The sequence below is a fragment of the Acidobacteriota bacterium genome, assembly GCA_016196035.1.
GTDB lineage: Bacteria > Acidobacteriota > Blastocatellia > RBC074 > RBC074 > JACPYM01.
The window spans coordinates 16139-32562 of the sequence record JACPYM010000080.1; the positions used below are offsets into that span (position 1 = coordinate 16139).

Sequence of the window (16424 nt, forward strand, 5' to 3'; positions counted from 1 at the left end):
GGCTGCCAAGCCAATCGTCAGTCTTCATGGGTTGATGGTCACTTCATAATTGACGCCTTCCCAGCGTTGCGCCTCCAGCCAGAAAAAGGTGAACACGATTGTGGTCTGAGGCGGCAGTAGCGCCGTGCTCAAATCAGCGAAATGCACATTGAGGTGTGTATCCGCGGTTTCCACTTCGGTCACACTTCGCCAAGCGTCAACGCTCCAGTGAATACGGCATGGGGACAGGGTTTCAAGGCGCAGCACTTTCCCGACAGGAATGGCGCGGCATTTGTGGTTGAAGCGCCAGCTTGTGCGCGTTGAAGTGATACCTTGCCGCTGATAACGCTCGACCGTTTGTGGCGGCAAATCGAAGACGCGCTCATCTCGCAATGAGCGCAGCAGCTTGATGTATTCCGCGTGCGCCCAGACCAACGGCATCGCCGAACCTGCTGGACAGCCATTGAACAACTCCAGCGCCGGGATGTCGGGCGCATCCCAAACCTGCTCAGGCAGCAGTCCGCCAGGGCTGGCTTGTGCTTCCATCACGTGCAGCAACCGCACGGCAGCGGCGCGCTTGCCGGCCATGAGTTCATAGTGCGCCCGTTCCCCCGCCAGCAACGGCCAGCCGCGCCCGCTGCCGGTGCCGTCAAAAGGGCTGCCGTCGGCGTGTTCGCCGTAACCGTCTTCGTTGTAACGGTGCCAGACCGGGCCGGTCGCCGTTTCAGTTTTGAGCAGCGCGTCAATGACTTTGACGGTATTGACCAGGCGCGCATCGTCGGGCGCGCGCAAGCCGAAGCGCGCCAGCGCCAGTGCATCGGGGCTGACGATATGGCCGGCGGGCGCATTGCTGTTTTCCGGCGGGCGGTTTTTGATCGGCACAAAACCCGTGGCCGGAGACGGAGCGAATTCCGTTTCGAGCGGTGCGATGCGCACGTAATAACCCGCGACACCGAGTTGTTGCGCCAACTCGGTGTCAGTCACATACGTCCATTGTTCCAGGTGATCGTTCCAGATGTCCGCCGTCTGCCGCAGATATTCGGCGGCGTCCTTTTCGGCGGCCTGCTCGAAGAAGTCCGCCGCCGCCAGCAAAGCCGCAATCTCAACGGCCAAGGTAAAGGGCGAAAAGCCGCCGTCTTCTTCCCAGCGATCCTGCGGGGTGGCTGGGCCGTTGGCAACCAAATAGGCTGCTGCGCGGCGCACCAGCAGCCAGGGATCAAGCCCGTCAAGCGCATCAGCGCGCCGCAGCAGATCGGCCAGCAGAATCGGGAACGCGGTTTCATCCATCTGGACACCGTACCAGTAAGGCGTCCCATCCAGCCACATATTCTGCGGCCAATGTCCGTCCGCTTCCTGCGTGCACATCAGATAAAAGAGCGTCTGCCGCGCGCCGCCGACATCTCCCGCCGCCAGCAGCGCGCCCGCGCTTTCGACCAGATCGCGCGGCCAGACCAGATGATAGCCGCCGAGGTCTTCATCGCCCTTCGTCATGCCCCAGGGAATCGAGAGGCTGGCGATCAACGCGCCCGGAAAGATCGTGGCTTCGTGCGTCTTGAGCACCGCCGTGCTGACGCGGTAAGGGTCGAAGCCGCTGGCGTTGACTTGGCCCAGCGCGAGACAGCGCGCCTGGTAATCCTGCCAACCGCGCACATATTCGTTCTCGGCCTGATCGAAATCGCGCAGCAAGGCGGCCCGTGCTAACTGTCCGGCTTCGTTCGCGCTGACGCCGAACGCGAGCGCCAGCGTAAAGCCGCCGTGGCTCGCCGTCAGGTTGATCTCGCCTGTCAGGGCAATGTTGCCGTTGGCAGCCTGCGAATAAGTATTGCTGAGTCGCCGGTGCGTATTGAGTTCCTGCCAGCCGTCGCTCACACCCGCATAACCACAGCTCATGGCGGCAAATGGAATCGAACAGGCCAGCGCCAGAAAGAGTCCGCCGCGCTGCGCGAACAACATCGGAAGACCTTTGTATTCGCCGGCCCACCCGTCATTCCCATACCCGCAATTGCCGATGTGCGGCGCGAGCAGCACGTACAGATGATAGTCGGCGAGCGTCCCGTTGAGCGGCTCGAACCTGACGCGCTGCAACAGCGCGTCGCGTTGCGGATCGGTGATGATGGTTTTGTTCAGACGATAGCGCCCTTCGAGGCAGGTATTTGTCAGGCAATAGCCCGGCACGCCCTGCGCCAGCGGCTCGATCTGACTGCTGGCATGACGCTTTTCCTCAGAGAAAAATGTCGCGCCAGCGGTCACGATGAACCCGAGATCGCGCGTATTGGCCTGATCCAGACGCGGGTAATAAACCTCATTCACGATGCCGTGAGAAACGGTGAACCAGACGCGGCTTTCCTCGCGAATGGCTGTCCCGACACCGCTTTTGGCGCTCGAAGCCCAGCGCGGCGCAATACCGGGCGCGCCAGGCGCAATAAGATTCTGTGTTGCCATTTTAAGTTCCTACAGTTCGGCGGCTCATTGTTTGAAAAGGCGCATTGTCTCGCGCAGGGTGGCGCGGAAAAAGGCCGCGCCCGCCGCGCTGATCAGCAACAACGTGCCGAAGAGAATCACGGCATCCACGCTCTCGCGCCCTTCGCGCGCCCAATACACATCCTGCAAGCGCAGCCAGAGCGCGAATTCGTCCAGCGTGAGCGCCGCGCCTACACCATACAAAACCGCCGTCAGCCGCGAAGGCCAGCGCGAATTTTCCGCGTCCGCGCCCGTGCCGATTTGCATCAGCCAGAGATAGCCGACGCCGAGCAGCAACAGAATTCCCCAGACCAGATGATGCAGATGAAAGCCTTCGACATAAATGTTGCGAAAGAACTTGTGTCCGGCGTGGATCGAATGCGTGATGTAACGCACCACGGCAAAGGTCAGGTAGAAACTCAGCGCCGACAAAAACAGGCGCTCGCGCCGCGCCTCACGAAAATACTGCCGGTAAAGCGCCCGCAGCCGTTCGTGCCGGATGACCGCCAACAACAACCAAAAGGCGAGCGGCAACAGCACCACGAGTAACCACAGCAGGATTTGCGTGCGCGACCTCATATTTTTTGAATGTTACCGCAGCGCTCTTACGCGGGCGGCTCGTTTTCGCCGGACTCTTCGTCCGCAGATTCTTCAGCCTCCGCTGCGAGAGTTTCGTCAAGGCTGGCACCGCTGTATTGCGCGAACTCGGCAAACCAACCGCCCGCCGCGATCAATTCCGCCGGTGAGCCTTGCGCCACGACGCGCCCGCAGTTGAGCAGGATCACTTGATCGGCGTCTTCGACCATCGAGAACCGGTGGGCGATCACCATGATCGTCGGGCGCGGGGTGAGTTGTTTCAGCGCCTGCTTGATTTCCGTTTCGGTGGCGAAATCGAGATTGGCCGTGGCTTCATCGAGAATCAGGATGTGCGGTTGCGATACCAGCACGCGCGCGATTTGCAACCGCTGCCGTTCGCCGACTGAAAGGCCGACGCCGCGCTCGCCGACTTTGGTTTGCAAGCCGTCGGGCAGGCGTTCCAAGGTGCGCTCCAACCCGGCGGCCTGCGCTGCCGCTGCGACTTCTGCATCACTGGCCTCAGGTCGTTTGTAGCGGATGTTGTCGGCCAGCGTGCCGCGAAAGACCGCGCCATCCACCGCCACCACGCCCACGGCGCGCCGCACCGCAGCCGGATCGAGGCCGGCGAGCGGCTGGCCATCAATCAGAATGGCCCCGGCTTGCGGTTCATAAAGCTTGAGCAGCAAGTCCGTCACCGTCGTCTTGCCCGCGCCCGATGTCCCGACCAGCGCCGTCACCTGGCCCGGCTCCAGTGTGAAGCTCAACCCACGCAACACCTCGCGTTCCTTGTTGTAGCCGAAACACACGTCCCGAAATTCGACGCGGCCCGCGCTGACCTCAAGCTGCGCCGCGCCCGTTTCTTCATCGCCCGTCACCAGCAACCGCAAGGCGCGTCTGAGCGAGGCGATGCGCTGTTGTAACTGCACGCCCAACCCGGTGAGTGAATCAATCGGCGCATAGAGCATGTCCAGATAGGCGACGAACATCACCACATCGCCCGGCGTCAGTTCGTGTTGATACACCAGCCAGCCGCCATACAGGAACACGACCGTCTGGCTGAAATAACCGAGCACCGATTCGGCCAGGTGAAAGCGATTGGCCAGATATGAACGTTGCAGGTAATCGGCATTCGCCACACTGGCTTGGGCATGAAAGAGCGCCATCTCGCGCGGCTCCGCGCCCGACAGCTTGACCGTCTTGATGGCTGTGACGCCGTCCTGAATGCGGCCCGACAGGTCTTCCCACTTTTCGTAATAGCCTTCCAGCCCGGTGGCCAGCCGTTTGGCCGAATGCCGCGCGAGCCATAAATACGGCGGCAGCAACGCCAGCGCCAGCAAGGTCAAGCGCCAGCTTTGCGTCGCCATGATGACAAAGACGCCGAGCATGCGAATCACTTCCGGCGCGATCTCTTGCGCAAACGCGGAGATGACCGGCGCGACCTGATCGGATTGATCAATCTGTTTGGCGAGCGCCCCGCTGGCGCGTTGGCCAAAGAAACTCAGCGGCAGCCGCAACACGTGGCCGAAGGTGGACTGAATCAAATCCGCTTCGATGCGCACGCCCAGCCAGACCGTGCGATTGTCGGCCAGCACTGAAAAGATGCGGCCAAAGACGTTGATCGCCAACAACAGCAAGACTGACCACATCAGGGTGGAGAACGTTTGCGTCGGGGTGCGCGGCGCGACGTAATCGCGGCGGTGCGGTTCCGGCGCAGGCTCCGGTTGTCCAGCTTTGACCGGGGTTTCAGCGCGGCGGCGGCGGCGGTTGCCGCGTACCCCGCGCTTATTGCCACGCGGCGTAGCCGTGGGAGAAGGCCCAGCAACGGCGGCTGGTGTAGCGGTGGGGGACGGCGTGGCGCTGGGGCTAGTTGCGGGCGTCGGTGAAACCGGCGTGAGGGGCGGCAGCGTTTCGTCATCCGTAAGTTGCGTGTCGTCCGGACTTTCGCCGCTGGCTACAAACAGACCGGCGACGTCATTGATGGCGGTGCGGTAAATCAGCGGCGCCAGCAAATCGCTCCCGGTTGCCAACAGCGAGAATAAAACCACGACGAGGAACTTCCCCTGATAAAGCCGCGCCAACTGCCACAACGTCTGCCAGGGGCGCAGCTTTTCGGCCTCGTCAATGGCTGGCGAAACAGGTTCGGCAGTGTCTGTGTGCATAGCGTGTGAAGTTCGGTCAAAGTTCGGTCACAACTCGGTCACAACTCGGTCACAGCTCGGTTGAATCAGCGAGCGCGGCCCAGCGGCGGCGGCGTTCAGTTCCCGCCCCTCATCCGTGTGGGGCCGTTTGGCAGCGGCACAATCTGGCGCTCCCAACTTGCCACAACCAATTGAGCCGTGGGGTTGGCGAAATCAGATGTTACCGGCTTTTCCAGTTTGTTTCGCGCTGGCACGCAAATTACTAAGCAGTTTGGCGCGTAGTCAATAACACGCTTAACCACAGGGAGGAAAGAGGGCGAGAGAGGACGTCATTCTTTTATAAACTGATGTTACGCAGTAAGAAAGTTCGGCTCGGATTTGACAATTCTTTGCGCCGGAGGCGCGCGGGAGATTAGCCGGTGGTGGAGGCCTCGCCGCAACCACCGGAACCCGGCACGCCAGCCACGCACGCCCCGGATGGGGCGCACGCCCCGGATGGGGCGCAGGACTGAGCCTGCCCGCTACGCTATCGCAACTTCTGTGCGGACACGGGAGCAAGGTTAGACACCGTTGTGTGGCTGTTGATTGGGGAGGCTTGTCCCGCGCCCTTCCCGGGGCGCGGGACGTGTGCGCCTGCTTCCGGTGGTTGCGGCGAGGCCTCCACCACCGGCTAAAATCCGCTGTGCCTTCGGCACACAGAGGGTGTCAACCTTTCTTGCAATTCTTCGCCTGCGTAACATCATTTATAAATTTGGCCGGCGCAGTGGTGCCACGCCCACTGTCGTTGCGCGTTCTGGCGTGGTCGTATTGACGGGTGAGACGAAGCTGAAAGGCGACAGTTAGGAAAGGATGGAAGTGTGGTAATGCACTACGAAGAGCACAAGAAGTTTATGCAGTTGAGTGAAAACACGCGCTTCCTTTTGCTGACGCTGGGCGTGTTCTGTCTGACGCTGGGTGGGGCTGTCGCGCTGTTTGCGTTGCTGGAACGGCTCTTTTTTGAACTGCGTTTCGGCAAGCCCTTCATCATCGGTTGCGCGCTGGCCTTGCTGCTGGGCGGACTGTTGCTGCGCTTTGGGCGGCAAAGGCTAACCTGAAAAGCTTGTCGTTGATCCGCCCGTCCACAATGGCCAGGAACAAGCGTCAGTTGCAATTAGCTGTAGCGCCACTCGCGTGGTACAAGCTCTGGGCTTAGACCGCGCGCGGCGGATTGGGCGGCACGCCCGCAATCATATAGTTTTAAGAAAAAGAATTTCCGAAAAGTCCCAAAGGGACGACCAGCCAACAGCCCAGGGTGCAGCCCTGGGAATTCGTGCAAATGGTTCGGCAAGCCCTGAAAGGGCGGCAGCCAAGTTCGGCAAGCCCTGAAAGGGCGGCAGCCAAGTCTAGAGCTGCTGCCGCCCTTTCAGGGCTTCGCACAACGACTCAATGTGCGTCTGGGGCTGCACCCCAGGCTGTTGGCTAACGCTCCGTTGGAGCTGGCTACGGAAATTCTTTTTCTTGAAGTCTATAGCTTGACGCGCAATCCAGACGAAGTCTTTGTGCAGAGGACTGACCCGTCTCAGACAAAAGAGGCTGCCATGAAAGCGAATCACACCATCGAGCGAATCCGGCGTTTCAATGCGGGACGCGACCAACAACTGTTGAAACTGAAATACCAAGCCATGCGCGCGGATGTTTTCACCTTCTTTCGCGGCGCCTGCCATCTGTTTTACGAAGACTGGCCTCAGCAATCTTCGCTCAACGATGCGCCGCCCGTGTGGAGTTGCGGTGATCTGCATCTGGAAAATTTCGGCAGCTACAAGGGCGACAATCGGTTGATTTATTTCGACATCAACGATTTCGACGAAGCGGCCCTCGCGCCTTGCACCTGGGACGTGACGCGCATGCTGACCAGCGTGCTGCTGGCGGCGACCACGCTGAAGCTCAGTGCGCACGACGGCCTGGCGCTGTGCGCAAGCTACCTCGACGCTTACGCGCGCGCGTTGACCAAAGGACAAGCGCGCTGGGTGGAAAAGGAAACTGCCACGGGTTTGGTCAAACAATTACTGCTGGCGTTGGTCACCCGCCGCCGTCAGGATTTTCTGGCTGAACGCACGGAAATCAAGCAGCAACAACGCCGCTTCGTGATGGATGGCAAACGTGCGCTGCCAGTTTCCACGCCGGCACGGCAACGGATTAAAACGTTGTTGAAAGCGTGGGCCGCGACGCAGCCCGAACCGGGCTTTTTCAAACTGCTTGATGTGGCGCAACGCATCGCGGGAACGGGCAGCCTGGGCGTGGAACGTTACGTACTGCTGGTCGAAGGCAAAGGCTCGCCAGCCGGAAACTATCTGCTGGATTTCAAAGCAGAGCCGGGGTCTTGCCTCGCCCCGTTTCTGCCGCTGGCGCAACCCAAATGGCCAAACGAAGCCGCGCGCGTGGTCGCCGTGCAGGAACATTTTCAAGCTACGCCGCCCGCCCTGCTCAGCGCGTTGCGCTTTGAAGACAAGTCGTTCGTGCTGCGCGAACTGCAACCGCTACAGGATCGCGTGCGCCTCAATGCCCGCAACGCGCGCCTCAAGCCACTGACCGAACTACTGGCAACGATGGGCGCATTGACGGCCTGGGATCAATTGCGCGCCAGCGGCAGGCTGGGCGCGGCGCCAGCCGATGACCTGATGGCTTTTGCCAAACAGCGGCAGTGGCGCAACGCCGTGCTGAAACACGCGCGCGCTTACGCACGCCAAACAGCCGAAGATTACCGCTGCTTTGCGCAAGCTACGGATGACCAGCTTAGCCGGTAACGAAAAGACCCCGCTTTCAAGGCACAGTTTTCAAGGCACAGTTTTCAAGGCCCAGCTTTCAAGACACAGCCAAGCTGACACAACGCGCCAGGCTCAACCAAGCCGAAGTTGCGCGAGTTGTTGTTTGATCTCCGCCAACTCCGCGAGCAGTGCGGCGTGTTGGCGTTCAGCCAGCGGCGGCGTTTTGGCTTCGATAAAAAACGTGCCGCAGGGATCCAGCACGCAGCGTTCGATCTCGTTCAGATTTTTGAAGCCCTGACGATGCGCGACCGTCAGCAACTCAGACTCGGTCAAGAGTTCTTTCGCCAACACTCGCGGCTGGACGCAACCGTTTTCAACGAGCACGGCGGGGGAGCCTTCAACAATTTGGTCGAGGCGGCGGTGGCGAAAGAGAAAGCGCACCACCAGATAGTTCACCGCCAGCAGCGTGAACGCGCCAATCAGGCCGCCAGTCACGGAAGTGTCATCGCCGATAATCGCGTTCTGCACGGTGTTTGAGAGCGACAACAGCACGACCAGATCAAAGGGATTGAGTTGCGCGAGTTCGCGTTTGCCGAACACGCGCAACACCACCACCAGAAAGACGTAAACGATGATCGGGCGGAGCATTTTCTCCGCGATGGGCAGCGTGAGGTGGAACATGTCGGTGGCGGATCGTGCGAAGATCGTGAGTGGCATAGGTAACTTCTCCCGGATAGGCGAAATAAAATAGGACTTACGCAGGAATTTGCCACAGAGACACGGAGGAGAGCAGAGAATCTCGCCATGAGAGCCGAAAATCTCTGTGACTCCGTGCCTCTGTGGCCAGCTTGCGCGCGTTTTGCGTAAGCCCTATAAAAAAAGGCTATCGGTAGCTCTTGTCACCGACAGCCCCAACAACCCATAGAGGATAGAAGTCAGTCCGTTACTTCACTTGATCCTCCCAGGTGTCAGCCGAAGTGTCAGCTTCGTTGTGCACGTCGCCATCATTGTCACCAGGTTCCGGATCGTCAATGGCAGTGGCGCCTGCGGCAGGCACAGCGCCGTCGTCGGCAGTGGTTTCGCTGTTATCCGCGGCGTGCTGCGCCAGCCGGGCCAGTTCCTCCGGCGTCGCGTCGTGCGGGTCATCAGCGACGGCGGGATTGATGCCGAGTTGTTGCAACAGTGCCTGCGCCCCCGCACCGGAAACGCCGAGTCTGCCCAGCAGTCCCCCAACCAGTTCCCGTTTTTGTTCCGGCGCGAGAAAACTGGTCGCCTGATTGAGCCGTTCGGCCAGCGGCGCGCCGCCCAACGAGGTCACCGCCGCGCCCAGCACCGACCCAAGCAATCCGCTTTCAGTACCAGTTTCAGTACCAGCCGCCGCCTCGGTTGAAGTTGTTTCGGAGGCTTGCTGCTTGCTTGTGACCTGATTGACCAGGCCGCCCAGGGTATCTTGCCAACCCATGCGTTTCTCCTTCTGACGCGCTTGGCGTCTTTACACAGTTTATGGCGCGCGGCGGTGTTGACTCCTCACCACTGGAAAACGCCGCCACGCGCCCGTCCGTGCCGCTTGCATTGCAATGATCCTGCTCAACAAGCAACACAGTCCCTCCTTGCCTCCATTTTCGTTCCCGCCCCACCAACTGCTCGTGAACGCGCTCGACGCAGCCAAACCAAACCCGGCCCCCCTTCCCCCCAAGTTAAGTGACCGGACTGGCGCATGCGAGACGGGCACGTTCACGAACAGTAGCGCGCGTAAGTTATTGTTTCGCCGGAGCCGCCGCCTTGGCCGGTTTCAGCGGTTTTTCGATGGTGATGTTGTTGACGACGGATTTCGCGCCAGCGGCTCTGGCGAGGCTGCTGACACCGCCCTTACTGCCTGAGTTCTTGACCGTACCGGTGAAGGTGGCAACGCCGCCCGCCACCGTGGCGCTGATGTTTTCCGCTTTCAACTTCGGCGCAGCCGCCAGCCGCTTTTGAATGTCAGCCTGAATTTCGGCGTCGCTTTTGACCACGGTGGCTTTTGCCTTTTTTTCTGTTTTAACAGGTGCAACCGTTTTCGTCGGTGGCATGGGCGTTTGGGCGGCGGCGGCGACCGCCAACAACCCCGCCAAAGTCGCGCTCCCGATCATTGCTTTCATCTTCGTCATAGGTTTTCCTCCATGCCTCGCTTAAATACCGATCAGACAATTCAGCAACGACGCGCCCATTCCACCACCCTCGCGCGCGTCGGCGCCTTTGCTACAAACTTGCGCCGGTACTGCTTGGGACTACCTACGCCGGGAACCGTATGCGGGCAGCCTCGTTGCTGGAAAGCTGGTTGTTGTCGTTGTGCTGGATCAATCAACCGGAACACGCAGCCATGATCCGGTTGCTGCGGCGGCCTCGAACGTTTGCTCGCGGCAGTCGTGCGGTGTGCAATGGATGTGCCAGTCACGCAATCTGCGTTTCTCTTCCATTTACTAGGCGATTCACCTTTGACGGAAGCAGCGGGTTGTGTCGTTTGTGTAACGGGTCTTAACCCGCTGACCAAAGCGCCACGCATCAAACACAACAAACGCGCAACAAACGCGCAACAAACGATGCTGACGGCGGCGCTGTTTGCCTGCAAATACCGCCCGCAACGCGGTGGGGGAGCCGGTGACAGGCTTTGGCATATCGGTTGCCAAACGGTCAGGCAACTGCCCAAACCGGGCACATTCGTTGAGGAGGATGTCCATGGCGCCAAAAGCAAAACTGATCAAACGCCCCGAACAGCACACGGAAGGCGCTTCCACGTCGCCGGCCAGCCATCCGCATTCCACCAACGTAACGAGTACGCCCCTGGCCGTTACGCGGGGCTGGGTACAACAGCGACAAGCCGTTCAACCGCCAAATCCGCGCGTCGCCTTTGCCGCGCTCTTCACCCCGTCCATCACGACGAACTAAGCACGGTGCGCCCGCAAGCCTGCGGGGCTTACCGAGGTTTCGCTTTGAACCTACAAGCGGCTACCAGCCACCCGCCGCCGCAGGTCAGTCGCCCCCCTAATCGGTGAACCAGTGATCATCAACGATCACAACGCCCGCGACGCGCGTGCCACCTCTCCCCTGCGGCCTGTGGGCGTAATGACGAACAGCTCTGCCGCGGCACGAGTTCCGTGTCCAGTCCTTTGCGCGCGGCTGGCACGGCAGCCAGGAGCAAACGCGCCCAGCGCGGGCGACGAACAAAATCGAGATTCAGATAACAACCTGCGGTCGGACTGGCGGGCGGACTGGCGGGCGGACGCATAGTGAAGTACATTTCAACCGCATCCGGTGAGGATTGGCGGCGCTGTCGGCAAGCCTCAAACTTTCGCACTCACAAGGTCAATCAAGGAAATCGCCCACTTCGACGCGCTTTCGGATGAGTCTGTCGCAGGTCTTTCGGCAACCCAGATAAAACTATGACACGCTTGAAACTCTGTCTGAGCTTGGCGCTCCTGGCTTTTTCGGTTTCGCTGGCCTGGCATAAGCCAGTGCCGGTGTTTGCCGCACAGGATGTGCAGTTCAACCGCGACATCCGCCCGTTGCTGTCCGACCGTTGTTTCTTTTGTCACGGGCCGGACGAAAAAAACCGCAAGGCGGGCTTGCGCCTCGACACCTTTGAAGGCGCAACCAAAGATCGCGGCGGTTATCGCGCGATTGCGCCGGGCAAGCCGGACGAAAGCGAATTGCTGCGGCGCGTCACCTCACACACACCGGGCGAAATGATGCCGCCCGCCGCCGCCAACAAAGCGGCCATCACGCCCGCCGAGGCCGCCTTGTTGCGACGCTGGATCGAACAGGGCGCCAAGTATCAAGGCCATTGGGCCTTTCAACCGCTCGCGACAACGGAACCGCCCGCCGTCAAAAATACCAACTGGGCGCGCAACGGAATTGACCGCTTCATTCTGGCGCGGCTTGAACGCGAAGGTATTCAGCCTTCGCCGCAAGCCGACGCGCGCACCTTGATACGCCGCGTCTCGCTTGATTTGACGGGCCTGCTGCCAACGCCAACTGAAGTCGCAGCGTTCGTCAAAGCATTTGAGAAAGCGACGCCGCGTCAGCAAGACACGGTGTATGCCGCGCTCGTCGAACGGCTGCTCGCTTCGCCGCATTATGGCGAACGCTGGGGGCGGCATTGGCTCGATCAGGCGCGCTATGCCGATTCCAACGGCTACACGATTGATGGCGAACGCGCCATGTGGCCGTACCGCGACTGGGTGATTCAGGCGCTCAACGCAGACAAGCCGTTCAACCAATTTACCATCGAACAACTCGCGGGCGACCTCTTGCCCAATCCGACAAAAGCGCAACTCGTCGCCACCGGCTTTCACCGCAACACCGTCATCAACGAAGAAGGCGGCGTAGACCCCGAACAGGCGCGCGTCGAACAGGTGCTGGATCGCGCCAACACGACGGGCGCGGTCTGGCTCGGCCTCACTGTAGGCTGCGCGCAATGCCACACACACAAATTCGATCCCATCCCGCACAAAGAGTATTACCAGCTTGTCGCCTTCTTTAACTCGACGATGGATTACAACAACCAAGGCCCGGTGGTGCCTGTCCAACGCGGCGAACTGTTTGGCAAACCTGAAGCAGATGCCGAACCAACCGATACGCCGCTGGCCCAGCGCGGGCCACGTGCGATGTCGCGCGGCGAATTGCAGCAGGATGAATGGGAACGCACAGAGATCGCCCGGCTCGAACGCAATCCGGCGGTGACGGCACCGAACAAAGTCGTTGAGTGGCTGCCGTTCGAGGTTGTCAAACTCGACACCGAAGCCCACGGCCAGTTGCAACGTTTGGCAGACGGCTCGTTTTTGACGACCTCGAACGCCTCGCAAAATGACGCCTATCGCATCCTGGTCAGGATTCGTTCCCCGCGCGTCGCCGCCGTGCGCTTGAGCGTCTTGCCGCATGCAGCCTTGCCGCAAAATGGCCCCGGCTTGGGCGCGGATGGTTCATTCGCCTTGAGCGAGTTTTATATCGAATCGGAAGGCGGCAGCCATCGTTTCAGCGAGGCCTTTGCCGATGATGAGCAAAGCGCCGCTCCGGCCCGCGCGGCAACCGACGGTGATCGGCGTACAGGTTGGTCAATCAAGGCGGACACCAAACCGCACGCAGCCACCTTTGTGTTTGGACAGAACAAAGCGTTCGCCAGCCGCCAGTTGCTCTTCATCTTACGGCACGACGCCAGCGAAGGGCGCGGCCTCGGTCATTTCAAAATCGAAATCGCGACCGAAACGCCGCACGATGCCCGTGGCGCGTCATTGCTGGCAGCGCTCAAAACCGCCACGAAGGCGCGCACGCCCGAACAACAAGCCCAAATCAACGCCGCCTTTGCCTCGGCGCGCGCGGTCAGAGAAAAGCAGGCGGGCAATGCCGTCCTGGCGATGGTCATGCACGACACCAACGTGCCGCGCGAATCGTACATTTTGACGCGCGGCGATTTCACGCGCCCCGACAAAGCCGCGGGCGTATTGCAACCCAACGTCCTCAGCGCCATCGCGCCCGCGTTGCCCGAAACCGCCAAAACACGCACGCGCCTCGATCTCGCCAAGTGGCTGGTTGATGCGGCCAACCCGCTCACGCCGCGCGTCACCATGAATCGCGTCTGGCTGCATTATTTCGGGCGCGGCATCGTCGAGACCGAAGAGGATTTCGGAACGCAAGGCTCACTGCCCACGCATCCCGAATTGCTTGACTGGTTGTCGGGCGAATTCATCCGCCAAGGCTGGAGCCTAAAAGCCATGCACCGCCTCATCGTCAACAGCGCCACCTATCGGCAAGCCTCCGACGCACGCAAAGACCTGAGCGAAGCTGACCCGCGCAATCTGTTGCTGGCCCGGCAGGAACGCTTCCGTGTCGAAGCCGAAATCGTGCGCGATGCCGCCCTGAGCGCCAGCGGCCTGCTCAACCCACGCATCGGCGGCCCCAGTGTGCGTCCACCGCAACCCGACGGCGTCTACGCCTTCACGCAAAACAAAAAGAACTGGGTGGCGGCCACAGGAGCCGAACGCTTTCGCCGCGCGCTCTATACCCAGTTTTATCGTAGCGCGCCATACCCGCTGTTCACGACGTTCGACTCGCCCGATTTCCAGACCGTCTGCACGCGGCGGCAACGTTCCAATACGCCGTTGCAATCCTTGACGCTGGCGAACGACCCGGCCTTCCTCGAAATCGCGCAAGGTCTGGCCGCACGGCTTGTGCGCGATGTGCCGGGCGAATTCACCGCGACGCTGGATGCGCGCTTGCGGCACGCATTCGCGTTGTGTTTTAGCCGCCCGCCAAGCGCCACGGAACTCGCCGCCTTGCGTAGTTACGTCGAGCGGCAAGCGCAAGGCTTCACCAGCCAACCCGCAACGGCCGCGGCGCTGGTGGGCAAAGAGTTGACGAAAGCCGGCTTGACCGAAGCGCAAGCTGCGGCGCTGACGGCGGCGGCGCGGGTGTTGTTCAATACGGACAACTTCATCACGCGGGAGTAAGAGGGTGCAGGACGATAAACCAGTTGAGCAATTAATTTGTGGAGGCCAAATGACAAAGATTAAGAAAAGCGTGCCAACGGTAGCTGATAGGAATCGGCAAGTAGTGACAGAAATCAATAACACCCAAGCGATTACAGCCCCACGAGCGACAGGAATCAAGATTCCCCAAGTGATTACAGCCCCACAATGGTATAACCGCACGGATGGAATTTTTGGTAATTTACCTATTCATTACATTGCTTCAGTCATATATGCCAGCATCGCTCTCGCCCCAGCGGCTTTATACCTCTTATTTGGGAGCGAGCTTGGAACCGGTCTAAAAAACCTCTGGTGGGCAAAACTATTGGGGCTAATCTGGGCACTGATTGTATCAGTGGCACTTCCCACATGGTCTTGGCTTGAAGCGCGTGCTTTTGAACGTTGGTTGATAGACAAGGAGTTTGACTTAGACACCTGCAAAATAGAACGCGACTATTTTAAGTTGATGAACGACTCAGCTAAGAACTTCTGGGCTGGTGTGCTTGCGATTTATACACTTGCAGGAATTTGGGGGTTGGTATTGAAATAACAAGCGGCATCTACATGGAGCTTTAGACCTCATCTGTCGGCAGTTTCTTAGTGTGATCGGAATCAGCATGGGTAGTAATAAGATTGTATTTCCAGATGCTATCGCTGGGCTGCTGGCAGGAGACTTTTCGCGCCTTGCCCCGTTGTTTGCGGACGACAAGCCTGAAGCTGGACAGCGTTGTGCCATCATCGTTTGGGTTGAACAAGGGTTGTTTGCAAATGAACCGAAAGCGTTGGCGGAAGCCTTGTCCTGTGCCTGCTTCCTCGGTTGCACCACCGTTGCCGAAACTCTGATTCAGCACGGCGTAAACGCCGAGGCAGGCAACGGGACGGGGCTGAATGCCTTGCATTGGGCGGCCAATCGCGGGCAGTTGGAGGTCGTTCGCTTGTTGCTGCAACACCAGACGCCGCTGGAAACGCGCAGCATGTATGGCGGGACGGCGCTGGGAACGGCTGTCTGGGCAGCCATTCACGAACCGCGCGGCGACCAGTTGCCAATTATTGAGGCATTGCTCGATGCTGGAGCGCGTGTGGATGAAGCAGAATATCCGACGGGCAATGAACAAATTGATGAATTGCTCCGGCGACACGGCGCAGTTGCTTAAATAAACACGCAAAAGCGCAATGATGCCGAGGTTTTCACCGCGTTAGCGGTGGCTGAATTTAGCCGTGGGTTTTCAACCCACGGAAAGCTGGAAAGGAAATCCCCGTGTCGCGTCAGCGACACCTGAATTGAATCTTTCGCTGATATTCAAACGTCGCTGACGCGACGTGGTTGGCTTGCTGATCGTTTCCGTGGGTTGAAAACCCACGGCTAAATTCAAACCGTCGCTACGCGACGAAGAAAAGAGAATCGGCGGCGAATATTGGCGCTGCCCGCAATCAAAGGAGCAAAGTTCAATGTTGAAATGGTTCGATGTGCTTCGATTGGCAAGAGAGGGAAACCTGGAACCCGAACGCAAAGTGTTCAAACCCGATGAAGAATGGCGGGCGCAATTGACGCCGGAGCAATACTTCGTGACGCGCCAGCACGGCACCGAACGGGCCTTCAGTTCGGAAATGTGCAGCCTATTCGAGCCGGGGTTATACGGCTGTGTTTGCTGCGACACGCTGCTGTTCGATGCCAGCGAAAAGTTTGAAAGCGGGACGGGTTGGCCTTCGTTTACGCAACCGATCAAAGACAATGCGATTGCCTATCACGCCGACCAGTCTTACGGGATGGTCAGGGTCGAAACGGTCTGCAACACCTGCGACGCACACTTGGGGCACGTGTTTCCCGACGGGCCTGCGCCCAGCGGATTGCGCTATTGCATGAATGCTGTCTCACTGAAAAAGATCAAAGGAGACGGCATGATGAGTAAGAGGTGCGGCGGTAAACTCCAGTTGCGAAAGTAGCTGGAGTAGATAGGTCAGAGGTTGAATCATCTCGTTGTGGCGATTGACCACGTAAAGGAGACTAATCGAACCTGCTGACCGAA

General features: G+C 59.7%; 13 protein-coding genes. 7 read left to right on the forward strand and 6 right to left on the reverse strand.

Annotated features, from left to right (window positions below; genetic code table 11):
* Nucleotides 1–24 precede the first annotated feature (24 nt).
* From HY011_23545 to HY011_23555, 3 genes are read right to left on the reverse strand one after another with little or no spacing between them, the layout of a single operon-like run.
* Nucleotides 25–2421 carry a glucan 1,4-alpha-glucosidase gene (locus HY011_23545; protein ID MBI3425915.1) on the reverse strand — a complete coding sequence of 799 codons (2397 nt, stop codon included), beginning with the start codon at nucleotides 2419–2421 and terminating at the stop codon, nucleotides 25–27.
* Nucleotides 2422–2445: 24 nt separating this feature from the next.
* On the reverse strand, nucleotides 2446–3018 hold the full coding sequence (locus HY011_23550) for a hypothetical protein (protein ID MBI3425916.1): 573 nt from the start codon (nucleotides 3016–3018) through the stop codon (nucleotides 2446–2448).
* Nucleotides 3019–3044: 26 nt separating this feature from the next.
* Complete coding sequence (locus tag HY011_23555) at nucleotides 3045–5174, reverse strand: ATP-binding cassette domain-containing protein (protein ID MBI3425917.1); 2130 nt, start codon at nucleotides 5172–5174, stop codon at nucleotides 3045–3047.
* 842 nt (nucleotides 5175–6016) lie between these two features.
* On the opposite strand from HY011_23555, the gene HY011_23560 reads away from it, so the two are divergent.
* Nucleotides 6017–6247, forward strand: a complete 231-nt coding sequence (locus HY011_23560; protein ID MBI3425918.1) for a hypothetical protein — start codon at nucleotides 6017–6019, stop codon at nucleotides 6245–6247.
* 483 nt (nucleotides 6248–6730) lie between these two features.
* The gene (locus HY011_23565) at nucleotides 6731–7936 is read left to right on the forward strand and encodes a DUF2252 domain-containing protein (protein MBI3425919.1); all 1206 of its coding nucleotides are present in this window, start codon (nucleotides 6731–6733) and stop codon (nucleotides 7934–7936) included.
* A gap of 93 nt (nucleotides 7937–8029) precedes the next feature.
* Here HY011_23565 and HY011_23570 read toward each other — a convergent pair whose 3' ends face one another.
* From HY011_23570 to HY011_23580, 3 genes are all read right to left on the reverse strand, one after another.
* Complete coding sequence (locus HY011_23570; protein ID MBI3425920.1) at nucleotides 8030–8614, reverse strand: DUF421 domain-containing protein; 585 nt, start codon at nucleotides 8612–8614, stop codon at nucleotides 8030–8032.
* A 226-nt stretch (nucleotides 8615–8840) separates the two neighbouring features.
* On the reverse strand, nucleotides 8841–9359 hold the full coding sequence (locus HY011_23575) for a hypothetical protein (protein MBI3425921.1): 519 nt from the start codon (nucleotides 9357–9359) through the stop codon (nucleotides 8841–8843).
* A gap of 295 nt (nucleotides 9360–9654) precedes the next feature.
* Nucleotides 9655–10044: a BON domain-containing protein gene (locus tag HY011_23580; protein MBI3425922.1), complete on the reverse strand. Its 390-nt coding sequence runs from the start codon at nucleotides 10042–10044 to the stop codon at nucleotides 9655–9657.
* A gap of 568 nt (nucleotides 10045–10612) precedes the next feature.
* Here HY011_23580 and HY011_23585 point away from each other — a divergent pair.
* The 5 genes from HY011_23585 to msrB all read left to right on the forward strand — a co-directional run bounded on the left by HY011_23585 (nucleotide 10613) and on the right by msrB (nucleotide 16341).
* The gene (locus HY011_23585) at nucleotides 10613–10822 is read left to right on the forward strand and encodes a hypothetical protein (protein ID MBI3425923.1); all 210 of its coding nucleotides are present in this window, start codon (nucleotides 10613–10615) and stop codon (nucleotides 10820–10822) included.
* A gap of 494 nt (nucleotides 10823–11316) precedes the next feature.
* Nucleotides 11317–14379: a PSD1 domain-containing protein gene (locus tag HY011_23590; GenBank protein MBI3425924.1), complete on the forward strand. Its 3063-nt coding sequence runs from the start codon at nucleotides 11317–11319 to the stop codon at nucleotides 14377–14379.
* A gap of 49 nt (nucleotides 14380–14428) precedes the next feature.
* Nucleotides 14429–14947 (forward strand): hypothetical protein, encoded by a 519-nt coding sequence (locus HY011_23595; GenBank protein MBI3425925.1) that lies wholly within the window; start codon nucleotides 14429–14431, stop codon nucleotides 14945–14947.
* Between the two features lie 67 nt (nucleotides 14948–15014).
* Entirely contained in the window at nucleotides 15015–15551 is a 537-nt protein-coding gene (locus HY011_23600) for an ankyrin repeat domain-containing protein (protein MBI3425926.1), read from the forward strand.
* Nucleotides 15552–15846: 295 nt separating this feature from the next.
* The gene (msrB, locus tag HY011_23605) at nucleotides 15847–16341 is read left to right on the forward strand and encodes a peptide-methionine (R)-S-oxide reductase MsrB (GenBank protein ID MBI3425927.1); all 495 of its coding nucleotides are present in this window, start codon (nucleotides 15847–15849) and stop codon (nucleotides 16339–16341) included.
* Nucleotides 16342–16424: the final 83 nt, after the last annotated feature.

Bases quoted from the DNA above. Each gene is read 5' to 3' on its own strand.
- HY011_23545 (MBI3425915.1), bottom strand. From the start codon at position 2,421: ATGGCAACACAGAATCTTATTGCGCCTGGCGCGCCCGGTATTGCGCCG.
- HY011_23550 (MBI3425916.1), bottom strand. From the start codon at position 3,018: ATGAGGTCGCGCACGCAAATCCTGCTGTGGTTACTCGTGGTGCTGTTG.
- HY011_23555 (MBI3425917.1), bottom strand. From the start codon at position 5,174: ATGCACACAGACACTGCCGAACCTGTTTCGCCAGCCATTGACGAGGCC.
- HY011_23560 (MBI3425918.1), top strand. From the start codon at position 6,017: ATGCACTACGAAGAGCACAAGAAGTTTATGCAGTTGAGTGAAAACACG.
- HY011_23565 (MBI3425919.1), top strand. From the start codon at position 6,731: ATGAAAGCGAATCACACCATCGAGCGAATCCGGCGTTTCAATGCGGGA.
- HY011_23570 (MBI3425920.1), bottom strand. From the start codon at position 8,614: ATGCCACTCACGATCTTCGCACGATCCGCCACCGACATGTTCCACCTC.
- HY011_23575 (MBI3425921.1), bottom strand. From the start codon at position 9,359: ATGGGTTGGCAAGATACCCTGGGCGGCCTGGTCAATCAGGTCACAAGC.
- HY011_23580 (MBI3425922.1), bottom strand. From the start codon at position 10,044: ATGACGAAGATGAAAGCAATGATCGGGAGCGCGACTTTGGCGGGGTTG.
- HY011_23585 (MBI3425923.1), top strand. From the start codon at position 10,613: ATGGCGCCAAAAGCAAAACTGATCAAACGCCCCGAACAGCACACGGAA.
- HY011_23590 (MBI3425924.1), top strand. From the start codon at position 11,317: ATGACACGCTTGAAACTCTGTCTGAGCTTGGCGCTCCTGGCTTTTTCG.
- HY011_23595 (MBI3425925.1), top strand. From the start codon at position 14,429: ATGACAAAGATTAAGAAAAGCGTGCCAACGGTAGCTGATAGGAATCGG.
- HY011_23600 (MBI3425926.1), top strand. From the start codon at position 15,015: ATGGGTAGTAATAAGATTGTATTTCCAGATGCTATCGCTGGGCTGCTG.
- msrB (MBI3425927.1), top strand. From the start codon at position 15,847: ATGTTGAAATGGTTCGATGTGCTTCGATTGGCAAGAGAGGGAAACCTG.